Raw genomic sequence first — 19,125 nt, 5'->3', positions numbered from 1 at the left:
AATCTCCGTAACATATTGAACACAATCCGTATGATCAATATATAGGAGGGGTTTTATGAAAAGAAAACTATTAACCATTGTTGCGAGTATTACTCTATGTACATCCTTCATACTAGGAGCCTGTAGTAAGGAAAGCGCAACTACTTCATCAAATGGTGAAAAAGAATTTCGTTATGCGATGAGTGGTTTATACAAACCTTTTAACTATAAAGAAAATGACGGAAAACTTGTCGGTTTTGATGTTGAAATAGGTGCCGCTCTCGCAAAAAAAATGGGAATGAAGCCAGTTCCTGTTACAAACCCTTGGGAAACATTAATTCAAGGTCTGCAATCGAAAAAGTATGATGTGATATTAGGTAGTATGGCTATTACGGAGGAGCGCTTAAAAGCCGTGAATTTCTCAAATCCATATTATCGCTCTGGTGCACAAATTTTTGTAGCCAAAAAGAATACGTCTATCTCCTCTCCAGAGGACTTAAAAGGTAAAAAAATAGGAGTTGTAAAGGCAAGTACCTTTAAAGACCTTGTTGCAAAATATACAGATCAAATTACAGAATATGATAGTGATATTACTGCACTTATGGACTTAGAGCCTGGACGTGTTGATGCAGTAATCACTGATCAAATGGTTGGTCTTCGAATGATGAAAGAAGGTAAATCAAATATAAAAGAAGCAGGTAAACCATTAAACCTTGATGAAATGGGAATTGCTATTCGTAAGGATGATAAAGAAATGGTTGAGAAAGTAAATAAGGCTTTAGATGAAATCATTAAAGATGGCACGTATGAAAAAATCAGTAAAAAATGGTTTGGTCGTAATATTCTTGGAGAAGAGGAAAAAACGAAGTAAGTTATCTATTCAAAGATTTCATAAACCGTGCCCCACTGATAAAAGTTTCATTTTATGTGGGGCATTTCATTCTCTACTAAAATCCATACAATTATGAGGTGAAGCACATGTTTGATATTTTTATCTCTACCTATCCCACACTCTTAAAGGCTACTATTGTCACATTGCAATTAACATTAACCTCCCTAGTACTCGGTTCATTAATTGGATTACTATTTGCTTTCTTTCGAATCTCTAACAATAAAGTTTTAAATAGTATTGCTCATGTCTATATCGCCATTATTCGTGGTACACCTTTAATTGTTCAAATCGCAATTCTCTATTTCGGTATTACATCTGTTATTGTTTTCACCCCTTTTTGGGCAGGAGCAATCGCTTTAGCAATTCATAACGGTGCATATATTACTGAAATTTTTCGTGGATCCATTCAATCCGTTGATCGAGGACAATTGGAAGCAGCTCGCTCTTTAGGTATGCCTTATCCTTTAGCTATGCGCCGAATTATATTACCACAAGCATTTCGCCTATCTCTTCCTCCTCTAGGGAATCAATTTATTATCGGATTGAAAGATTCTTCACTCGTTGCTTACGTAGGACTATCCGAATTATGGGGATCAGGTTTATCAATTGCTGCAAGTAACTTCCAACAATTAGATACATATATAATCGTTGGTTTATACTATCTCGTACTTGTTCTTCTATTTACTTACTTTGTTAATCTTTTAGAGAAACGACTACAAAGAAAAGAAACAAATTCAGTTCAAGTTAGGGCAAAGAACAAAAAAGAAGTTTCTTTATAAGAAAAAGCAAGCCTGAGATGGCTTGCTTTTTCACTGCACAAATATATCAACTTTTATTGATTTACTTTTTTAATACTCTCTTTTTCTTCTATATGTTCCTCACGATATGAAATATTATGAGGGTCTAGTCCATTTCCTAAAGAACCATAAAAATGCTCTCTATGCGGATCCACCAATTCACTTCCTTGATAATACACACGTGGTGTATTCCATAATGCCCCCAAAGCTTTTGTCATTGGCATTTCGTGATAGCGTTCCGGCCACATTTCTTTAATTTTGTCTTTTACTAACGGATAGTATTTAGAGCTCATAGCAGGAAACAGATGATGCTCTGTATGATATGAGAAATTGAAATGTAAAACGTCTACCCAGCGCGGCACTGTTACTGATAAACAGTTTGCTAACGGATCATTTACTGGAACTATTGGATTTAAGCGGTGATTTGTTGCAATATATGCCATTACAATAAAGTTAGCAATTAACAACGGAATCACATATGCAAATAACCATTTTGCAGGTCCCATAATAAATAATAAACTAATCCAAACTGTCCAAGGCAAAAGAAGTTGCAGCCATACAGATTTTTGATTGGATGACTTAAATTCCTTTATAAAATGAAAGAACATTCGAGTCGAATGTAAAGTAAATTGAATTGTTAGTGACAGAAAACTAAAGAATGAACGTACATGAAGAGGCATGCGATATACCCAACTCAAAAACTTACTCTTTTTAAGCTTCTCAAATGTTGGCCATGCATCTGGATCATTTTCTTCATGCTGTGTATGAACATGATGCGTTGCATTATGCCACTTTCTCCAAAGTTTCGGACCTGTTGATAACGGCATAAATGCAATCGCACCTAAGAAGTCACGAAGCCATGCCTTTCTTACAACTGTTCCATGTAAAATTTCATGTCCTAAAAATCCAAGTGAAGCAAAACATAATCCAAGAACAATTGCAATTCCTAGGTTTGCCCACACATTCAATTCAAATACCCCAATCGTTATTAAACCAGCCAATGCCACCAGTAAATAAGCCAGTCCACCAAATAAACGAGTCGGAACTGGTTTAAATGCTTTTTTCGGCAAATGTGGTGATACACGCGCTGCATACCACCCAAACGTATGAAGCTCCTTCATCCTTTTGCCCCTTTCTTATGCCGCGCCCTGCGCAACTTGCATATAGTAATTCTTGCTTCCAGATTGATTTTACTCAGTGCTCCAAAAAGCATTTATCATAAGGAAAATATACTCACTCTATCGTCACTTATTTTTTCGCTTTTATTATCAATGAAAAACATTTCTCTTTTTACTCTCTATCAACCTTTCCACATGATGAATCATAACAATAGACTTTCTATATTGTCAACAACTTTTATGACCTAGTAATAAAAGTTGGTTATATTTTTATAATTATACTTTATTCCACTAAAGAAAAAGCATGGATTTCATAAGGTTTCATCAAATATATAGACAAATATATTCTAGCAACAAAGACTGTATCTTATTCAAGAATTCTCTGCATAGTTAACAACTAAAATCATCTGAAGTTAGTTTCATACAAAACTCACCCCGCCATACTACCTACAAAAATAATTATATTGAAATAACTTTTTCTTTTTATCAACAAAAACAGAATGCTACTAAAACAACTCACATGAATTTCATATAATATGGGAATATTAAAAGGAAAATTGTTCTAAATCAGGAGGTTTCCATTATGACAAGTGATACATTCCCACAATTGCCATTATCTTATTGGATTGAATCTACTCAGTTTCCTACTTTCCCCCGTTTATCCGAAAATATAAAAACAAAAGTTGCTGTTATCGGTGCTGGTATTACAGGTATAACTACTGCCTATTTACTAGCGAAAGAAGGCATCGACGTTGTGTTAATTGATTCTGGCCTTATTTTAAACGGAACGACTGGACATACAACGGCGAAAGTAACAGCACAACATGATCTTATTTATGATGAATTAATAAATCATTTCGGTCTGGAAAAGGCCGGTCTTTACTATGAATCAAATAGTCACGCTCTACAATTCATAAATGAAACTGTGCAAGCATATAAAATCGACTGTAATTTCTCAAATGAAGATTCGTATTTATATACAACTACTAATAATGGATTAAGAAATTTATCGAAAGAATATGAAGCCTATCAAAAACTAAATATACCTTGTGACTATGTTCAATCTCTGTCAATTCCGATTCCAGTACAATCTGCACTTGTAATGAAAAATCAGGCACAATTCCATCCCCTCCTTTATTTGAAAACACTTTTAGAAAAGTTTGTAGAGATGGGCGGCAAAGTTTATGAACAAACAACAGCTATGGATGTGGAGAAAGGAGATTATCCACAAGTCATTACAAAGGGTGATCATCGTATCACTTGCGAATATGTTGTCTCTTGTTCACATTTTCCTTTTTATGATGCTAATAGCTTTTTCTTTACGCGAATGTACGCAGAACGCTCCTATGCTCTCGCAATAAAAGCAAAAACGGATTATCCAGGTGGGATGTATTTAAGTATTGATGATCCAAAACGCTCCTTACGCTCTATAACAAGTAATGGAGAAAAATTAATTTTAATTGGCGGAGAAAGTCATAAAACAGGACAAGGAATAAATACGATGCTTCATTATGAAGCACTATATTCTTTTGCTGAAACAACTTTTGGAGTGGATGAAGTTCCCTATAGATGGTCAGCGCAAGATTTGATTACTCTAGACAAGCTCCCTTATATCGGACATATTAACGAAAGAAATCCAAATATATTTGTTGCAACTGGATATCGCAAATGGGGAATGACAACTGGAACTGCCGCGGCTCATTTACTGAAAGATTCCATTCTAAAAGTCCACAGTCCATATAAAGAGCTGTTTGCACCGTCACGCTTTCATGCAAATTCAGATATAAAAACATTCCTTACGCAGAACATTGATGTTGCGAAACATTTAATTGAAGGAAAAATTGAAACAGCATTACGTAAGCCAGAAGATCTTGAAGTTGGAGAGGGATCTGTTGTACATGTCAACGGTAAACGAGCAGGTGCTTATAAAGACAAAGAAGGAAAATTACATATCGTCGATACAACTTGTACCCACCTCGGCTGTGAAGTTGAATGGAATAACGGTGATTGTACGTGGGATTGCCCTTGCCACGGTTCCCGTTTTTCAATTGACGGGGATGTTATGGAAGGTCCAGCAGATCAACCATTAAAACGAGTTGATAACGAATAAAACATACAATATGATTTATTCGTTATCATTTGTAGACCTTATCGTAGCTATATGTATTTTCTTTATTCCTCCAAACAAAAAAAGGAGCACAAACTTACTTGTGCTCTTTTTTGTATCCTTCAAACAACATCTCGCGAAATAATGTATTCAAAATTTCAATATCAATCCCTAATCCCTTTTCAATTCCTTTTACGTATTGCTGATAGTAATCAATTTGTTCTTCTAAAAATTGATTTAACACCTTAATTTTCAATCCAAGATCTAATTCAGTACCTGCTTTTTTCTTTACTAACAACTTTTCAATTTCATCTAATACGCTACGTTCTAACGCTAATTCTGTAATCAATCGATCAAATTCTACAGGAGGAAAAGTCGACTTCTCCTCTAACCATTTACAAGCTAAAATAGGACGCAATACATAAAAGTACTTTTTCAACTTTACATTCTCACCTTGTAAAAATTCACGATAATTTTTTGCCGCCATATGTAAGTAATGATATATCGTTGCTTTTGGATCAAAATGCTTTTCACTCATTTGCTGAAGCTGTTCTGGAAAACTAGAGTTTTTCAAATAAAAAATTGGTGATCGAATCCACTCAAGTAAAGCTGGATTTGACTTTGCAAATAATTGCAATGCCTTTTTAATATCCCAACCACTTATATCTAAATCATCACTAATCGGATACTCAATTACATCTCTTTTATCATGAATGGATAAATACCATTCTACAGGGTTTATATAAACAAACCTAACATCATAATCGCTATCCTTCGATGGAAATCCCCAAGCACGGCTTCCTGATTCCACGGCAAATAAGATTCTCACATCATTCTCTTTTTCAATTCTTTCTAATTCTAGTTCAATTTTCTCTCTCATTTCATACCCTCCCCATTTTTTGATCATTTCCCTGGAAATTCGACAAGTATACGGCCATTTTACTACATACTAAAATAGCTGTCAGAAAATTCCCGACAGCCTAACAAAACACTTATTTTTTCTTTTCAGTTACAGCAGCGGCAATTCGTTCAAACTCTTTTTGAATCTCCTCTTTATATGCATCCACTTTTGAAAAATCCATAGCTGCAATATAAATTCGTTCTAATTTATCACGAACTGATTTTGCCTTTGCTAAGAAAGACATCGCCTCATTCATCTTCTCTTTATATTGAATAGAAACACTGCGAATTTCCTTCGCATACTTCTCATCTGTACCTGGTGCAACAATGAGATCATACATATCAATAATCTCATCTCCCTCACGGCTTGGAAAGTATTCATGCGGTGCGGTGCTATCAAAAATTGCAAACCCTAATTCCCTTACAATAACCATATCAAGACTATTCGGGTCAAATCCGCAATGATATACTTCAACGTCAAGCCCTTTTTCTTCTGCTACCTTAGCTAATTTTTTGAGCATTGTTGATTTTCCAGAGCCTGGGCGCCCCTTTATAAAATAACGATGCGGTAATCCTTCTGTTAAATTAGGAACAAAATCAACTGCTCCTTTCGGTGTAGCAGCTCCTAAAAAGCGATGTTTCACAATCGATTGTTTCCCGCTTTTATCTGCAAATAATTTCTGAATTAGCTGATCTGTTAGTTCATTTGCTTTATCAAAATCAATGTTATCAATATATATTTTCTCCCACTCATCATGTATAACGAGTGCCTCTTTAAAACACCCGTAAGCAGCTTGAAAAGCCCGGCTCGCTTCTGATACAAATCGTTCAATTTCAAGCTTCTGCTTTCTTAATTTATCCGAATCCCAAGCAACACCTAAATTAATATACTCTTCGACAACCCCTGGCATTTTCGGTTCAATAACATGTGGTGATGTCCCATCAACAATTCCGACTTTTAATTCCGGGATAATCACACCATCGACTGACTTATTATCTGAAGAACAATGTAAAAATTCAATATCATATCCTTTTTCAAGCCATTCACGACCTATTGCCTTAATTAAAGAAGATTTGCCCGTTCCTGGACCACCCTTTAAAATAAATAACCTGTCTAGCCCTTTTAAATTCTCTTCGTATAAATTATGAAATCCTCTAGCTGTATTGCCACCAGCATAATAATTCAATACATTCCCTGTCACTGCACTCACTCCTTCGCAGCATTCTATTTACATAAGCTACAATATGCAAGCAACTTTATTTGGGTGAATACCTATTTTGTATTGCACAAAAAAAGCAAAGATCATTACTGATCTTTGCTTCTATATTTTTTATTTAAATTAAGAAATAATTGTTCCACACGAGGGCGTACCCAAGCTAAATAATCTTTTTCTTTCTTCTTTGTACAAGCTATCTCTTCTCCATCTACCATTTCAACAAGTTCTAGCTCTAATAGTTGCCTCGTAAATACTAACATATTTACTTCTTCGGCCGGATACTCTTCTTTTAATTTCTCCTCAATTTCTCCCAATGAAAAACCGTCACGCATCATCGCCAGTGCATCAATCCAAAGTGGCGGCATTTCATATTTTTCTCCTGTAATTGTATCTTTTACAATATAATTCTTTTGCTCTTTTCGAAATTGAATCGTGTGTAAACATACAGTCGAATTTAATGTTAATTCCATAATACCACCCCTTTCATAATATCTGCATAGAAAAAAGGATGCGCGGGCACCCCTTCTTTTCCTAACACTACCAAACCGTTACATGAATAACCAATCTCATGTCGATATTTTCCTCCATTATAAACGAAGTGTTTTATAAAAAAAACCCTTCTTGAAACATTTTATAAAATGTTTATATTTACACAACAAGAATACTTTTCTGAAAAGTAATTTCTTCTATTTCACTACACTGTCGGTAAATAAATTTCCACTTTCGTTCCCACACCCATACTACTTTGAATCGTGATACTCCCTTGATGTTCCTTAATAATTTTATATGTAATCATTAATCCAAGTCCTGTACCATTCTCCTTTGTTGTATAGAATGCCTTTCCGATTTTTTCTATTTTCTCATTCTCTATACCAAAACCTTGATCTTCGACAGAAATACACAATTTATCTCCAGCTTTTTTGAATACACAAATATGAATGTCTCCACCTTCTGGCATCGATTCGATTCCATTTTTGATAATGTTTAACAATACTTGTTTCAATTGCTTATCATCGCCATTTATATCGGGTAAATTTCCATCTACTTGCAAGTGGAGTTTCACTTTATATTGAGCCGCATAACTTTCCATTAACTGCACAACATATAAAAGGATTTCTCGTATATTACACCATTCATAATTCATTGGTTTTGGTTTTCCTAATAACATCAATTCACTAACAAATCCGTTAACTCTTTCAATTTCTTGTAACATAATATCATAGCTCATCGTATCAGCAGGGTTTCTTTCTTTTTGCATTTGCGTAAACCCTTTTAAAGCTGTTAATGGATTTCGAATTTCATGAGCAATTGTTGTAGACATTGTACCAATAACAGCTAAATTTTCCGTCTCTTTCATATTGTTCATCATTTCAAAAACGGTTCTCACATAAGATTGAAATCGTTTTAACAAAGAATGTGAAATAATGAAGAAGAAGATACATAAAACAAGCGGAATCACAACCGTTAAGTCTTTTAATATTAATGTAAAAAATACGTACTTTCCAATTACACTAAAGGAAACTAAATAAAAATATTTTCTGTTCACGAAAACCGGTGCAAATAAAATTAATAAGATTTCTACCATACTACCCTGTTCAAAAGCCCTATCCGTTCGCAAATAAATCATTAAATTATTAATAAAATCGATAAACATGTACCCAAATAAAAATAAATATTTTATAGAATATATATAGCCTTTTTTTAGAAGGTATATCGAAATAGGAAATAATGATATTACAAATATATATACACCTATCCCAAGGCTGCCTTTTGGCCACCCTACCGTTGTTCCATTAATATTCATAGCGGGATATGCAAAATAATATATAGCGTCATATAAAAAAAATATAATATAGAATAATAATATAAATACCTTTAAAGCTTTTCTTTCTTCATAAATCAAGCTCTTGTATTTGTTCATATAAAAACTCCTCTTACTCGATACAAAAAAACATTTCCATTGTTATCTTCTTAAATTATAAGTATGAAATTGCTTTCAGAGCAATATGTAACCTTATAATACAAAAAAGAAAGAAGAGATCTCCTTCCTTTTTTTGTCACCACCTATATCCATCTTACCCTATCATGTAGCAATCCATCAGTAAATTTATTATGCCCTATTACAAAATCCTTCATATATAAATTTAGATATTCGCCGTACTTACTTTCCGTATTTAATAATAACTCCTCAACGTAATAAGCACCTTGTCCAAAGGGATCTAAAAGTAAACTGCACAAACCTGCATAAATTCCGCACCCTACTTGGAAGTAAGTTGCATTCGTTTTATATTTTTGAAAAACTTGGCTGCTATTCATCACGTTATACATATATGTTTCACTATTTTCATAAACGAGTAGCACACCAACCAAATCCTCTCCAGCAACCTGTTCTTCAGCTGGATTAAATACTTTACGATTCCAATTCCATAAATCTTCTACTTTATCTAAGTTCTGTCTAATTAAATTAGTTGTATACTCATTAATTCGGTAAAGAAAACCCACTTCCATATTGAAGGTTTTCCCTAAAATTAAAACTTCCTCATGTGGCATTAAACAACCATAAAACTCTTTTTCTCCTAACTTCACTTTATACTCCGAAGCATATACATCCTCATAAAAGTAAAGAGGACGATGATGACTCATATACATCGGATAACTCCATATCGCTTCATCTAAAAATCGCTCTACTGCCCATGAAGCGTAAAGTGTATGTGGCTTTATAAGCGCTGTATCATTCAAGAACGACGTATCGTGTTCTACAATATAGCATGCTCGTGGCTTTTCATTTGGCCGTTCTTTCATGAGTTCAACAACCATCCATTGAACAACCCCCGGATTCATACCTGAACCTATAATCGCTTTTGTATTTGTGAATTTTTCTTTCTCCTTCTCAAACCTCGTATATCTTTCCGTAAGCTGAAAACCGAGTAAACTATCGTCTTGATCTACTGCCTCATTTTCCAAAGCTGAATTAATGTAACAAATTCCAAGTTCATTACAACAGCTCAGTACCCTAATCGTATCTGCACCTGATACATCAATAACAACCTTCGTTCTTTTTTCTTTTAAATGTTGTTTAAATTTGACTACATCTTGAAGATTTATTTCATATAAAAACAATTGCTCTTTCAAATTTGGAAACAACTCATCATAATAACTTTTATCTTTTTGTTTTATATCAACTAAATGAAATTTAACATTCTTTATCGATTCATAAATTGGATCTTTTTCATTTACTATCGCCTGATTCAAAATTGCTAACACTGCTTTTGCTGCTCCACCAGCACTGCCAAGCAACGTAATCGAAAACGAATTTGGAAACTGCTCCACAAATAAAACCCCTTTAATAAATTAGTTGAGCAGCACTTCCTCAAAAAGTGAATTGAATACAACAAAAGGTAGCTCGTATATCTTTTTTTATAATTTAGTACATGATTACCTCTTTATAAGTAAAAACAGGAACATACTTATATATTCAATTCACTTTCCCCCTCATATCAAAATAACGGTAAACAAATAGGCTCGACCTTTTCTTCCGTATATATAAAAGAAAAAGCCAGCCCTTTAAACTAGCCTACGGACAATGGACAGATTTCACATGTTGAATGTTCACATACATTTTTGCGTCACGTGCTTTTAATATTTCAATATGTCCTTCATCAATTTTCGACATCTTTCCGATTTTGTTATATTCCTCACCTAAATCAAAAACCATAATTTTCCCAGCCATTTTAATAAGTTGTTCTTCAAACGTTCGAGCTAACGTAATATTTAATGGATTTACGGGGAGTTCATTTTTATTGAGGGAATAAGGGACTTGGTTTTCTTTATACGGAATTAACCATTTCAAATGCCTTAAAGATATATATACTGTTTTATAAACCGGGCTATAAAAAACAATATAATCGTTCATTACACTTGTAACATAACCGTGTATTGGAGCATTTCCTGCCACATAAATTTCTGTAAAAATCCCTTTAGATGTGCTTAATACTTTCCTCAAAGAAATTGAAGGTGATTCTCTCTTAATTACAGAGTCCACATCTGGTTTTAATATTTCTTCATCATGCCCTCTCAAAAACTTATAATATTGGACATGGTATAAAGATATATATACATAGTCTTGTCCATTGTAAAGAACTACAATATCATTTCCTACATCAATTAATACACCTTTAAATCTTTTTTCACCGATTAATTTAACGTATATATTTTCTCCAATACTTTTGTTTAACTCATTCATCTATATCCTCCTTTCTATGAAAATACAATTTTATCCATTCTATTTCAAAAAAATAATCAGGGGCACTTTTCTGTTTTTTTATAGTAAGAAATTCCTTTTCATATATCGCGAAATAATTGCAGTGATATATGAAATCGTTCTTCAATTTCAACCATAATGCCCCTCTTATTTATTAAACATTATTCTTCTTCATTCTTTTTGTTCTTAACTATTTGACTCACACTCTTAATATGAAAATTAATTACATAAATGACTTCATCACCGTTTACTAGTGTAATACTTCCATCATGTATATCACCTAATAAACCCTCTACACACTCTGGTCCACCACGATTAATCTTTATCCACGTATACTTCAAGTCATTTAATACCTCTAAAAAAGTATCTTCATCAGAGCAGAAACATGAACCATAGTCTCCTTGCACTTCTTTTACTTTCCTGACTAGACTCTTCACATGTTTCAGCTGATAATACACTACTTCTCCATGAGGTAATTGTAATGCAAGGTAATCTTTTCCTAACACCGACAGTACACCTACTCGACTTTCCGGTCCGCGAAGATTTACTTTTACATTCTCACCGACTAAACCTTTGATTTGATCACAGCATAATACATCCTCCAAATTCATACCCTCCTTTCCGTTTTACCTTCCTCTACTTGATTGTCTTAGTGCGCGAGCTCGACTTGAATTATTGCTGTTTTCATTACTTTTCTCATCGTTACTCTCATCACTACTCTCATCGCTCTCTTCACTTCCTGGTGCATTATAATTAACACTTTTAATATGAGATAGTGCAATTAATACAACTTCTTCTTTTATAATTAACGTTACATAATCGTTAGAAACATCTTGTAAAATACCTTCAATTTTCTCTGGACCACCACGATTAATTTTCACCCAGCGGTATTTGAAGCCTTGAAGTAACGTTTCAAAGTCTTCTGCAATGTCTTCTTCCGACCATTCAAAATCACCTATTCCACCATCTTTCGCATTTTGGGTAATGCTTTTCAGATGGCGAAGCTGGTAGTAATGGTGCTCTCCTTTTTCATTCTGTAATAAGAAATAGTCCGCACCTATTGATACTATTGTTCCTTTTTGAGATTCTGGTCCACCTCTGTTTACTTTTACATAAGATCCAATTAAACTCTCCAAAAAATCCCAATCAAATAAACTCACGAGAAAACCCCTTCCATTAATTTATAAGCTTTTGCACTGATAGTATATGTATCTGTACAGGTTATGTTCTCTATGTTTGTCCCCGCTATAAAAAATATGCTTTTAACATGTAGTACTAATACCTACAAAATTCTCTTCCATTCAACTAGATCACGAGATTCCAATGACTTTTTATACAAAAAAATCCCGTATGAAGGTACATTTCTGCATATCTTCATACGGGATTTCCCTAAGTTTAGTCCTCGTCTTTAACATCCATATCTTCTGGGATTGGTTCGTTTAATATTTCTTCCACTAATTGCTTATATTTCTCCATTTGTTCTAAATGTGTATTGAATTGTTCTTTATTTAACAAATATTGCTCTCCATCGAATAGCGCACGAACTTTCTTTTGCTGAATTAACTCTTCAACATACGATTTTGGTAAATTCAAATACTCCGCAGCCTCTTCTATTGTTATATACAATGTATTCATTCCTTTATTATTTTTTCATATATACTGTATCTTACTTTATTTTTGTAAACAAATAAAAAAGATTTTGTAAATACAATTTAAAAAGCAGGTAGATGCATTCCATATATTGTATACTAATAATAGTAAGAATTTTTTAAAATATAGAATGGTATTACCCATTTACACAAAGGAGAGTTAACACATGGCTACTCGTCACATCATTACAATGTTAGAAAAAACATTACAAGCTGAAACAGAAAACACAATTTCTCATTTAACTACATCTTTATCTGATCGTATTCTTTCTCAAAGCGTAGCAATACACGAAAGCAATTGTTACCGTACAATTAGTGAATGGTACAAAAATCATTTCTTATTCCAGCAAGATGATTTCCTTTGGGCTAAATACGCTTTCTATGACGCATATTGTGAGGCTATAAAAAAACAAGGACATCTTACAAAACGCGTCCGTCAAATATTAGAATCATTAGCTCGAGTGCATGGAAAACAATACATCGCTTCTATACTACATATGCCATTTCCTAATGAACAGGCAAAAGGGACAGCATAAAACAAACCCAGATTCATTGTTTTCTAGAGCGATTACAAATAAAATGTTCATATCACATGAACTGATGAAACCGGTGTTATTATAATGATTGAAAATATAGTTAACAGGAAAACCCCCACTTACATCTCTCGTCATTCGAATAGAGAAGTAAGTGGGGGTATCCTTGTTCCTTTATTATTTCATCATCTGCTTAATCAATTCACGATTTCTCTTCTTAAATACTTCATTATGAGAAGAAACCATTCCGTATTCACTTGCATCTGGCTGAATGAATTGTTTCGCTTTATTCACAGCATTTCCAGCATCTTGGAATGCTCCTGCAATTAAATGTAATTTTCCGTCATGCTTTAAAATGTCTCCAGCGGCATATAATCCATCTACTGAGGACTCACTATTTGCATTCCCTGCAATATAAAAATTATCTATAATCGCAACGTCTAACTCACTATTTTCTAATAATGTAATGTCACGTTCATATCCATGATTAATAATCACTTCATCAATAGGTAAATGAGAAACTTCACCCGTCTCATGATTCGTTAATTCTACGTGTTCAATTGCCTCATGATTATCACCTGCAATTAATTTTGTAATCGATGTATTAAAGAAACACTCCGCTGAGCTGTTCATTAGTTGTTTCACTTGGGCTTCATGACCAGATAATTCTTCTTTTCTATATGTTACATACACTTGTTTTGCGATTGGTTCTAATTCATTTGCCCAATCAACGGCAGAATTTCCTCCGCCGGAAATAATGATTGTTTTATCTTTGAAACGTTTTAAAGATTTAACTGTATAATTTAAATTCGATACTTCAAATCGCTCAGCACCTTCAATTGATAACTTTTGCGGTTTCAATATACCACTGCCAGTTGCGACAATAACTGTTCTTGAATAATGTTCTTTTCCATCGCTTGCTTTTAATGTAAAAATGCCATCTTCATTACGAATAATCGATTCTACCTTTGTATTTAATACAACTTCTGGCTTAAATGTTAGCCCTTGCTGTACAAGTTGTTCAATTAATTTATCACCTGTAACTGGCAATAGCCCTCCTACATCCCAAATCATCTTCTCTGGATAAACATGTATTTTTCCACCTAACTGTGGTTGAAATTCTATTATTTTCGTTTTCATTTCTCTGAGTCCACTATAAAAAGCTGAATAAAGCCCTGCAGGTCCCCCGCCTATCACGGTTACATCAAACAATTCTTCTCTATTCATTCACCTTCACTCCTCAGTTACTAATCATTGATTATCATTCTCAATAAAATATAACCTGTTTCTGCAAAATTTACAATCAAAATCACTATTGACAATACACCCATATAAAATTATATTATTTAAAGAATCATTAGTGATAATCATTATCATTTTGTTAATAATTAGCAAATTTGGGATTACATCTTTTTTCATTAATATGGTTAATACTATATTGTAAAATCTCACATTCAAGATTTTTAATACGTATTTTATATTACCACTACTCTTTCAAAAAGTTCGCAGTTAAACAAATTATTGTATACACATACCATCTATTTAAAGGAGCAAGACGATGAAAAAGTTATTTATTTCACTAACAGTTCTTTTCGTTCTTGTTATGAGTGCTTGTAGCAATGGCTCTACAGACAAAAAGAACGATGCAAAAGGTAGTAAATCAGAAACAATTACATACCAATCTGAAAATGGTAAAGTAGAAGTTCCTGCAAATCCACAACGCGTTGTTGTTTTATCATCATTCGCTGGTAACGTAATGTCATTAGGCGTAAACCTTGTTGGGGTAGATTCATGGTCTAAACAAAACCCACGTTTTGATAGCAAACTTAAAGATGTCGCTGAAGTATCAGACGAAAATATTGAAAAAATCGCTGAACTAAATCCAGATTTAATCATTGGTTTATCAAATGTTAAAAATATCGATAAGTTAAATAAAATTGCTCCTACCGTAACATACACTTACGGAAAAGTTGATTACTTAACACAACATATTGAAATCGGTAAATTATTAAACAAAGAAAAAGAAGCAAAAACTTGGGTAGATGATTTCAAGAAACGTGCAGATGCAGCTGGTAAAGAAATTAAAGCAAAAATCGGTGAAGATGCAACAGTTTCTGTTGTAGAAAACTTCAACAAACAGCTTTATGTATACGGCGATAACTGGGGCCGTGGAACGGAAATTCTGTACCAAGAAATGAAATTAAAAATGCCTGAAAAAGTAAAAGAAAAAGCATTAAAAGAAGGTTACTACGCATTATCTACTGAGGTATTACCTGAGTTTGCTGGTGATTACTTAATCGTAAGTAAAAACAAAGATACTGATAACTCATTCCAAGAGACAGAATCATATAAAAACATTCCAGCAGTAAAAAATAATCGTGTATATGAAGCAAACATGATGGAATTCTATTTCAATGATCCACTTACATTAGATTTCCAACTAGACTTCTTCAAGAAGAGCTTTCTTGGTCAATAATACAAACATGAGGAATTCTTAATTTAAGAATTCCTCTTCCTTTATTCTATGAACAGAAAAGATGTGAAACGAATGACAAAAGATCACGGCAATCCACATTCCATGGCTTTTACATACAAACTCATTTTAAGCATAATTGCATTCTTTCTTATTTTTATGGTGGCAATGGTATTAGGTGCTGCAGATACTTCTATAAAAGATGTATGGTTAGCACTTACTTCCTCCGCTAAAGGAGACAAAATATCTATTATTCGTGAAATACGTTTACCACGTGAAGTGGCTGCCATATTTGTCGGAGCTGGACTTGCTGTTTCTGGGGCAATTATGCAAGGATTAACACGAAATCCACTTGCTGATCCTGGGTTACTAGGCTTAACTGGTGGCGCAAATGCTGCACTTGCACTAACACTTGCTTTCAACCCTTCCATCAGCTATCTTTACTTAACGTTAGCTTGCTTTATCGGTGCTGCAATTGGCGCTATTATGGTATTCGGAGTTGGCATGGTGAAAAAAGGCGGGCTTTCTCCCCTTCGAATTGTATTAGCTGGTGCTGCTGTTTCAGCATTTCTACTCGCAATTTCAGAAGGAGTCGGCATTTATTTCAAAATTTCACAAGATGTATCAATGTGGACTGCCGGGGGAGTAATTGGAACGACTTGGAGCCAATTAAAAATTATTATCCCCGTTATTTCAATCAGTATATTTATCGCTATCTTACTTGCAAAAAAATTGACAGTTCTTAGTTTTAGTGAAGAAGTTGCTATTGGACTTGGTCAAAAAATTATCGTTATTAAAACAATTTTATTTATCATTATTATCTTACTTGCTGGTGCGTCTGTAGCACTTGTCGGAAACATGGCATTTATCGGATTAATGGTGCCTCATATGGTACGCCCTATTGTCGGTCCCGATTACCGCTTTGTTATACCGATGTCAGCAATTGCTGGTGCATCCTTTATGTTACTTGCCGATACAATCGGGCGTACCATTAACGCTCCGTACGAAACACCAGTTGCGGCAATTGTCGCTATTGTAGGATTACCATTCTTCCTATTCATCGTACGTAAAGGAGGAAGAACTTTCTCATGATGCCATCTATTCTAAGGAAACAACGTATTATCATACTCGCTTTACTTATACTGACCATTACAACCATTGTAGTTGGAATGGGGCTCGGTTCAGCATCTTTATCTTATGATCGATTACTCCCAACACTAATGGGACAAGGTACATTTAAAGAGGAGTTTGTTTTATATTCTTTACGACTACCTAGAATTGTCATTACATTATTAGCTGGTATGGCGCTCGCTTTATCTGGTGCTATCCTGCAAGGTATTACACGTAACGATTTAGCTGAACCTGGTATTCTTGGAATCAACGCTGGAGCTGGTGTGGCAGTTTCCATCTTCTTTTTATATTTTCCAATTGACGTAGGTTCATTTCTTTACTTACTACCAGTCGTTGGGTTTATCGGTGCTTTCCTTACTGCTGTTCTAATTTACTTATTTTCATATAGTAAATCAACAGGACTTCAGCCAATTCGATTAACATTAACTGGTATCGGATTTTCATTTGCACTATCTGGAGCAATGATCATTCTTATTTCATCAGCAGATCGTATGAAAGTCGACTTTATTGCAAAATGGATAGCTGGAAACATTTGGGGAGATGACTGGACATTTGTTTTAGCAATGCTTCCATGGCTAATCGTATTAATCCCATTTGTCTTCTACAAAGCAAATCGATTAAACATTCTAGCATTAAATGAACCGGTCGCAATCGGCGTTGGAATTGAAATTGAAAAAGAACGAAGATACTTATTAATTGCAGCCGTTGCGCTAGCAGCTGCAGCAGTTTCCGTAACAGGAGGAATTAGCTTTATCGGACTAATGGCTCCGCACATCGCAAAATCTTTGGTAGGACCAAGGCATCAAATATTCATGCCTATCGCCGTTTTAATCGGCGGATGGTTATTACTACTGGCAGACACAATCGGGCGAAATATCGTCGAACCTAGCGGTATTCCAGCAGGTATTGTCGTTGCTTTAATTGGTGCACCTTACTTTATGTATTTGTTGCTTAAGAAAGCGTAAAAACATCCTCAATTTTGAGGATGTTTTTTCCTTTCGTTTCCTTCTCCTAATCCCTTATTCACCATTCATATTTCCTTACCTCAAAACAATTCCTAAACAAAATATTTTTGATTATAAACTCTATTAATGTTATATTATTACATATAATTTTTACATTTTAAGGAGTATCATATAATGAAAGCTATTTCTATTATTCTTATCTTAATTGGCATTTTTGGTATCTTAATGGGTGGAATGATGTTCGGAGATATCGGTATTGCTGCAATTATTGGTTCATTAGCAGCACTATTCTCAGGGATCGGTTTTTGGAAATTAGATTCGCAACTCAAAAATATATCTAAATAATAAAAATTCTAAAATGGTCGTGAAAGAATATATATTCTTTCACGACCATTTTAATACACATTGAATAGCATTTCTGTTAAATTTCTATTGCTGCCCATATCCTTCAAACTTCTTCGCCAAATTCTCCATCTCGTCTTCTGGCAGTAGCTTCGGTTCGCCGATGCTTTTCGTTTGATAATAAATTTGAGCACAAAACTCAATTTCTTCTGCAATAGTAAACGCCATTTTTATATTATTTGCCCCAGCCATTAAACCGTGATTGGCAAGTAACACCGCACGGCGATCGATCATTCCTTCAAAAGCAGCCTCTGCTAATTGTTTCGTACCAAATGTTTCATATGGCGCACAGCGAACATTTGGGCCTGCAAAAGCAATTAAATATGACACAGCAGGAAGCTCCCATCCTAATGATGCGATCGTCTTCGCATAAGGAGAGTGTGTATGCACAAGCGCATTTATGTCTTCACGATTTCTATAGTAAATAAGATGCATATCTAATTCACTTGATGGTTTTCTCTCTCCTTCTACCACTTCACCATCTAAGTTTAATATAACTACATCTTCAGGCTTTGTTTCATAATACTCTAAACCACTTGGGCTAATCGCAACAAGACCTTGTTCACGATTGAAAATACTAATATTACCGCCTGTTCCCTTTGTTAAACCGCTAGAAATCATTTTCTTTCCGTACGCTACAATCTCTTCTCTTTCTTTTTGTAATAACATATACATCCCCCTAAGTATGAAGCTTATGATGA

General features: G+C 34.3%; 20 protein-coding genes. 8 read left to right on the top strand and 12 right to left on the bottom strand.

Annotated features, from left to right (window positions below; translation table 11 throughout):
- Positions 1-55: 55 nt before the first annotated feature.
- Complete coding sequence (locus tag COC96_RS25255) at positions 56-850, top strand: ABC transporter substrate-binding protein (protein ID WP_098269681.1); 795 nt, start codon at positions 56-58, stop codon at positions 848-850.
- A gap of 98 nt (positions 851-948) precedes the next feature.
- On the top strand, positions 949-1,650 hold the full coding sequence (locus COC96_RS25250; protein WP_141535903.1) for an amino acid ABC transporter permease: 702 nt from the start codon (positions 949-951) through the stop codon (positions 1,648-1,650).
- Positions 1,651-1,703: 53 nt separating this feature from the next.
- On the opposite strand, the gene COC96_RS25245 is transcribed toward COC96_RS25250, so the two are convergent.
- Positions 1,704-2,789: a fatty acid desaturase family protein gene (locus COC96_RS25245; protein ID WP_098269683.1), complete on the bottom strand. Its 1,086-nt coding sequence runs from the start codon at positions 2,787-2,789 to the stop codon at positions 1,704-1,706.
- A 580-nt stretch (positions 2,790-3,369) separates the two neighbouring features.
- Between COC96_RS25245 and COC96_RS25240 the strand changes: the two genes are divergently transcribed.
- Positions 3,370-4,896, top strand: coding sequence for an FAD-dependent oxidoreductase (locus COC96_RS25240; RefSeq protein ID WP_098269684.1), 1,527 nt, complete (start codon positions 3,370-3,372; stop codon positions 4,894-4,896).
- A gap of 94 nt (positions 4,897-4,990) precedes the next feature.
- On the opposite strand, the gene COC96_RS25235 is transcribed toward COC96_RS25240, so the two are convergent.
- From COC96_RS25235 to COC96_RS25195, 9 genes are all read right to left on the bottom strand, one after another.
- Positions 4,991-5,773, bottom strand: a complete 783-nt coding sequence (locus COC96_RS25235; RefSeq protein ID WP_098269685.1) for a nucleotidyltransferase domain-containing protein — start codon at positions 5,771-5,773, stop codon at positions 4,991-4,993.
- A 112-nt stretch (positions 5,774-5,885) separates the two neighbouring features.
- Positions 5,886-7,004: a PRK06851 family protein gene (locus tag COC96_RS25230; RefSeq protein WP_141535902.1), complete on the bottom strand. Its 1,119-nt coding sequence runs from the start codon at positions 7,002-7,004 to the stop codon at positions 5,886-5,888.
- A gap of 95 nt (positions 7,005-7,099) precedes the next feature.
- A complete protein-coding gene (locus COC96_RS25225; protein WP_097904943.1) occupies positions 7,100-7,480 on the bottom strand; it encodes a hypothetical protein in 381 nt (126 codons plus the stop codon).
- Positions 7,481-7,704: 224 nt separating this feature from the next.
- Positions 7,705-8,931 (bottom strand): ATP-binding protein, encoded by a 1,227-nt coding sequence (locus COC96_RS25220; protein WP_098769607.1) that lies wholly within the window; start codon positions 8,929-8,931, stop codon positions 7,705-7,707.
- Between the two features lie 143 nt (positions 8,932-9,074).
- Positions 9,075-10,340, bottom strand: a complete 1,266-nt coding sequence (locus COC96_RS25215; RefSeq protein WP_098269688.1) for an S-adenosylmethionine decarboxylase related protein — start codon at positions 10,338-10,340, stop codon at positions 9,075-9,077.
- 244 nt (positions 10,341-10,584) lie between these two features.
- Complete coding sequence (locus tag COC96_RS25210; protein ID WP_098269689.1) at positions 10,585-11,253, bottom strand: DUF2642 domain-containing protein; 669 nt, start codon at positions 11,251-11,253, stop codon at positions 10,585-10,587.
- Between the two features lie 179 nt (positions 11,254-11,432).
- Positions 11,433-11,876 carry a spore coat protein gene (locus tag COC96_RS25205; RefSeq protein WP_098269690.1) on the bottom strand — a complete coding sequence of 148 codons (444 nt, stop codon included), beginning with the start codon at positions 11,874-11,876 and terminating at the stop codon, positions 11,433-11,435.
- Between the two features lie 21 nt (positions 11,877-11,897).
- Positions 11,898-12,431, bottom strand: a complete 534-nt coding sequence (locus COC96_RS25200; protein WP_098269691.1) for a spore coat protein — start codon at positions 12,429-12,431, stop codon at positions 11,898-11,900.
- A gap of 235 nt (positions 12,432-12,666) precedes the next feature.
- Positions 12,667-12,906 (bottom strand): helix-turn-helix domain-containing protein, encoded by a 240-nt coding sequence (locus tag COC96_RS25195; RefSeq protein ID WP_098269692.1) that lies wholly within the window; start codon positions 12,904-12,906, stop codon positions 12,667-12,669.
- A 181-nt stretch (positions 12,907-13,087) separates the two neighbouring features.
- Between COC96_RS25195 and COC96_RS25190 the strand changes: the two genes are divergently transcribed.
- Positions 13,088-13,456, top strand: coding sequence for a hypothetical protein (locus COC96_RS25190; protein ID WP_098269693.1), 369 nt, complete (start codon positions 13,088-13,090; stop codon positions 13,454-13,456).
- Positions 13,457-13,630: 174 nt separating this feature from the next.
- On the opposite strand, the gene COC96_RS25180 is transcribed toward COC96_RS25190, so the two are convergent.
- Positions 13,631-14,680, bottom strand: a complete 1,050-nt coding sequence (locus COC96_RS25180; RefSeq protein WP_098269695.1) for an NAD(P)/FAD-dependent oxidoreductase — start codon at positions 14,678-14,680, stop codon at positions 13,631-13,633.
- A gap of 331 nt (positions 14,681-15,011) precedes the next feature.
- Here COC96_RS25180 and COC96_RS25170 point away from each other — a divergent pair, with 331 nt between their 5' ends.
- From COC96_RS25170 to COC96_RS27675, 4 genes are all read left to right on the top strand, one after another.
- Positions 15,012-15,929: an iron-hydroxamate ABC transporter substrate-binding protein gene (locus tag COC96_RS25170; protein WP_098269696.1), complete on the top strand. Its 918-nt coding sequence runs from the start codon at positions 15,012-15,014 to the stop codon at positions 15,927-15,929.
- Positions 15,930-15,977: 48 nt separating this feature from the next.
- Positions 15,978-17,018 (top strand): FecCD family ABC transporter permease, encoded by a 1,041-nt coding sequence (locus tag COC96_RS25165; protein WP_141535900.1) that lies wholly within the window; start codon positions 15,978-15,980, stop codon positions 17,016-17,018.
- Entirely contained in the window at positions 17,015-18,022 is a 1,008-nt protein-coding gene (locus COC96_RS25160) for a FecCD family ABC transporter permease (RefSeq protein WP_098269698.1), read from the top strand. Before COC96_RS25165 ends, COC96_RS25160 begins: the two co-directional genes overlap by 4 nt.
- 174 nt (positions 18,023-18,196) lie before the next feature.
- On the top strand, positions 18,197-18,367 hold the full coding sequence (locus tag COC96_RS27675) for a hypothetical protein (RefSeq protein WP_000644466.1): 171 nt from the start codon (positions 18,197-18,199) through the stop codon (positions 18,365-18,367).
- Between the two features lie 84 nt (positions 18,368-18,451).
- On the opposite strand, the gene COC96_RS25155 is transcribed toward COC96_RS27675, so the two are convergent.
- A complete protein-coding gene (locus COC96_RS25155; protein WP_098269699.1) occupies positions 18,452-19,093 on the bottom strand; it encodes an L-fuculose-phosphate aldolase in 642 nt (213 codons plus the stop codon).
- Between the last annotated feature and the right edge of the window lie 32 nt (positions 19,094-19,125).

This window comes from Bacillus cereus (genome assembly GCF_002577405.1).
GTDB lineage: Bacteria > Bacillota > Bacilli > Bacillales > Bacillaceae_G > Bacillus_A > Bacillus_A cereus_AU.
This window is presented reverse-complemented; position numbering and strand designations above follow the sequence as displayed.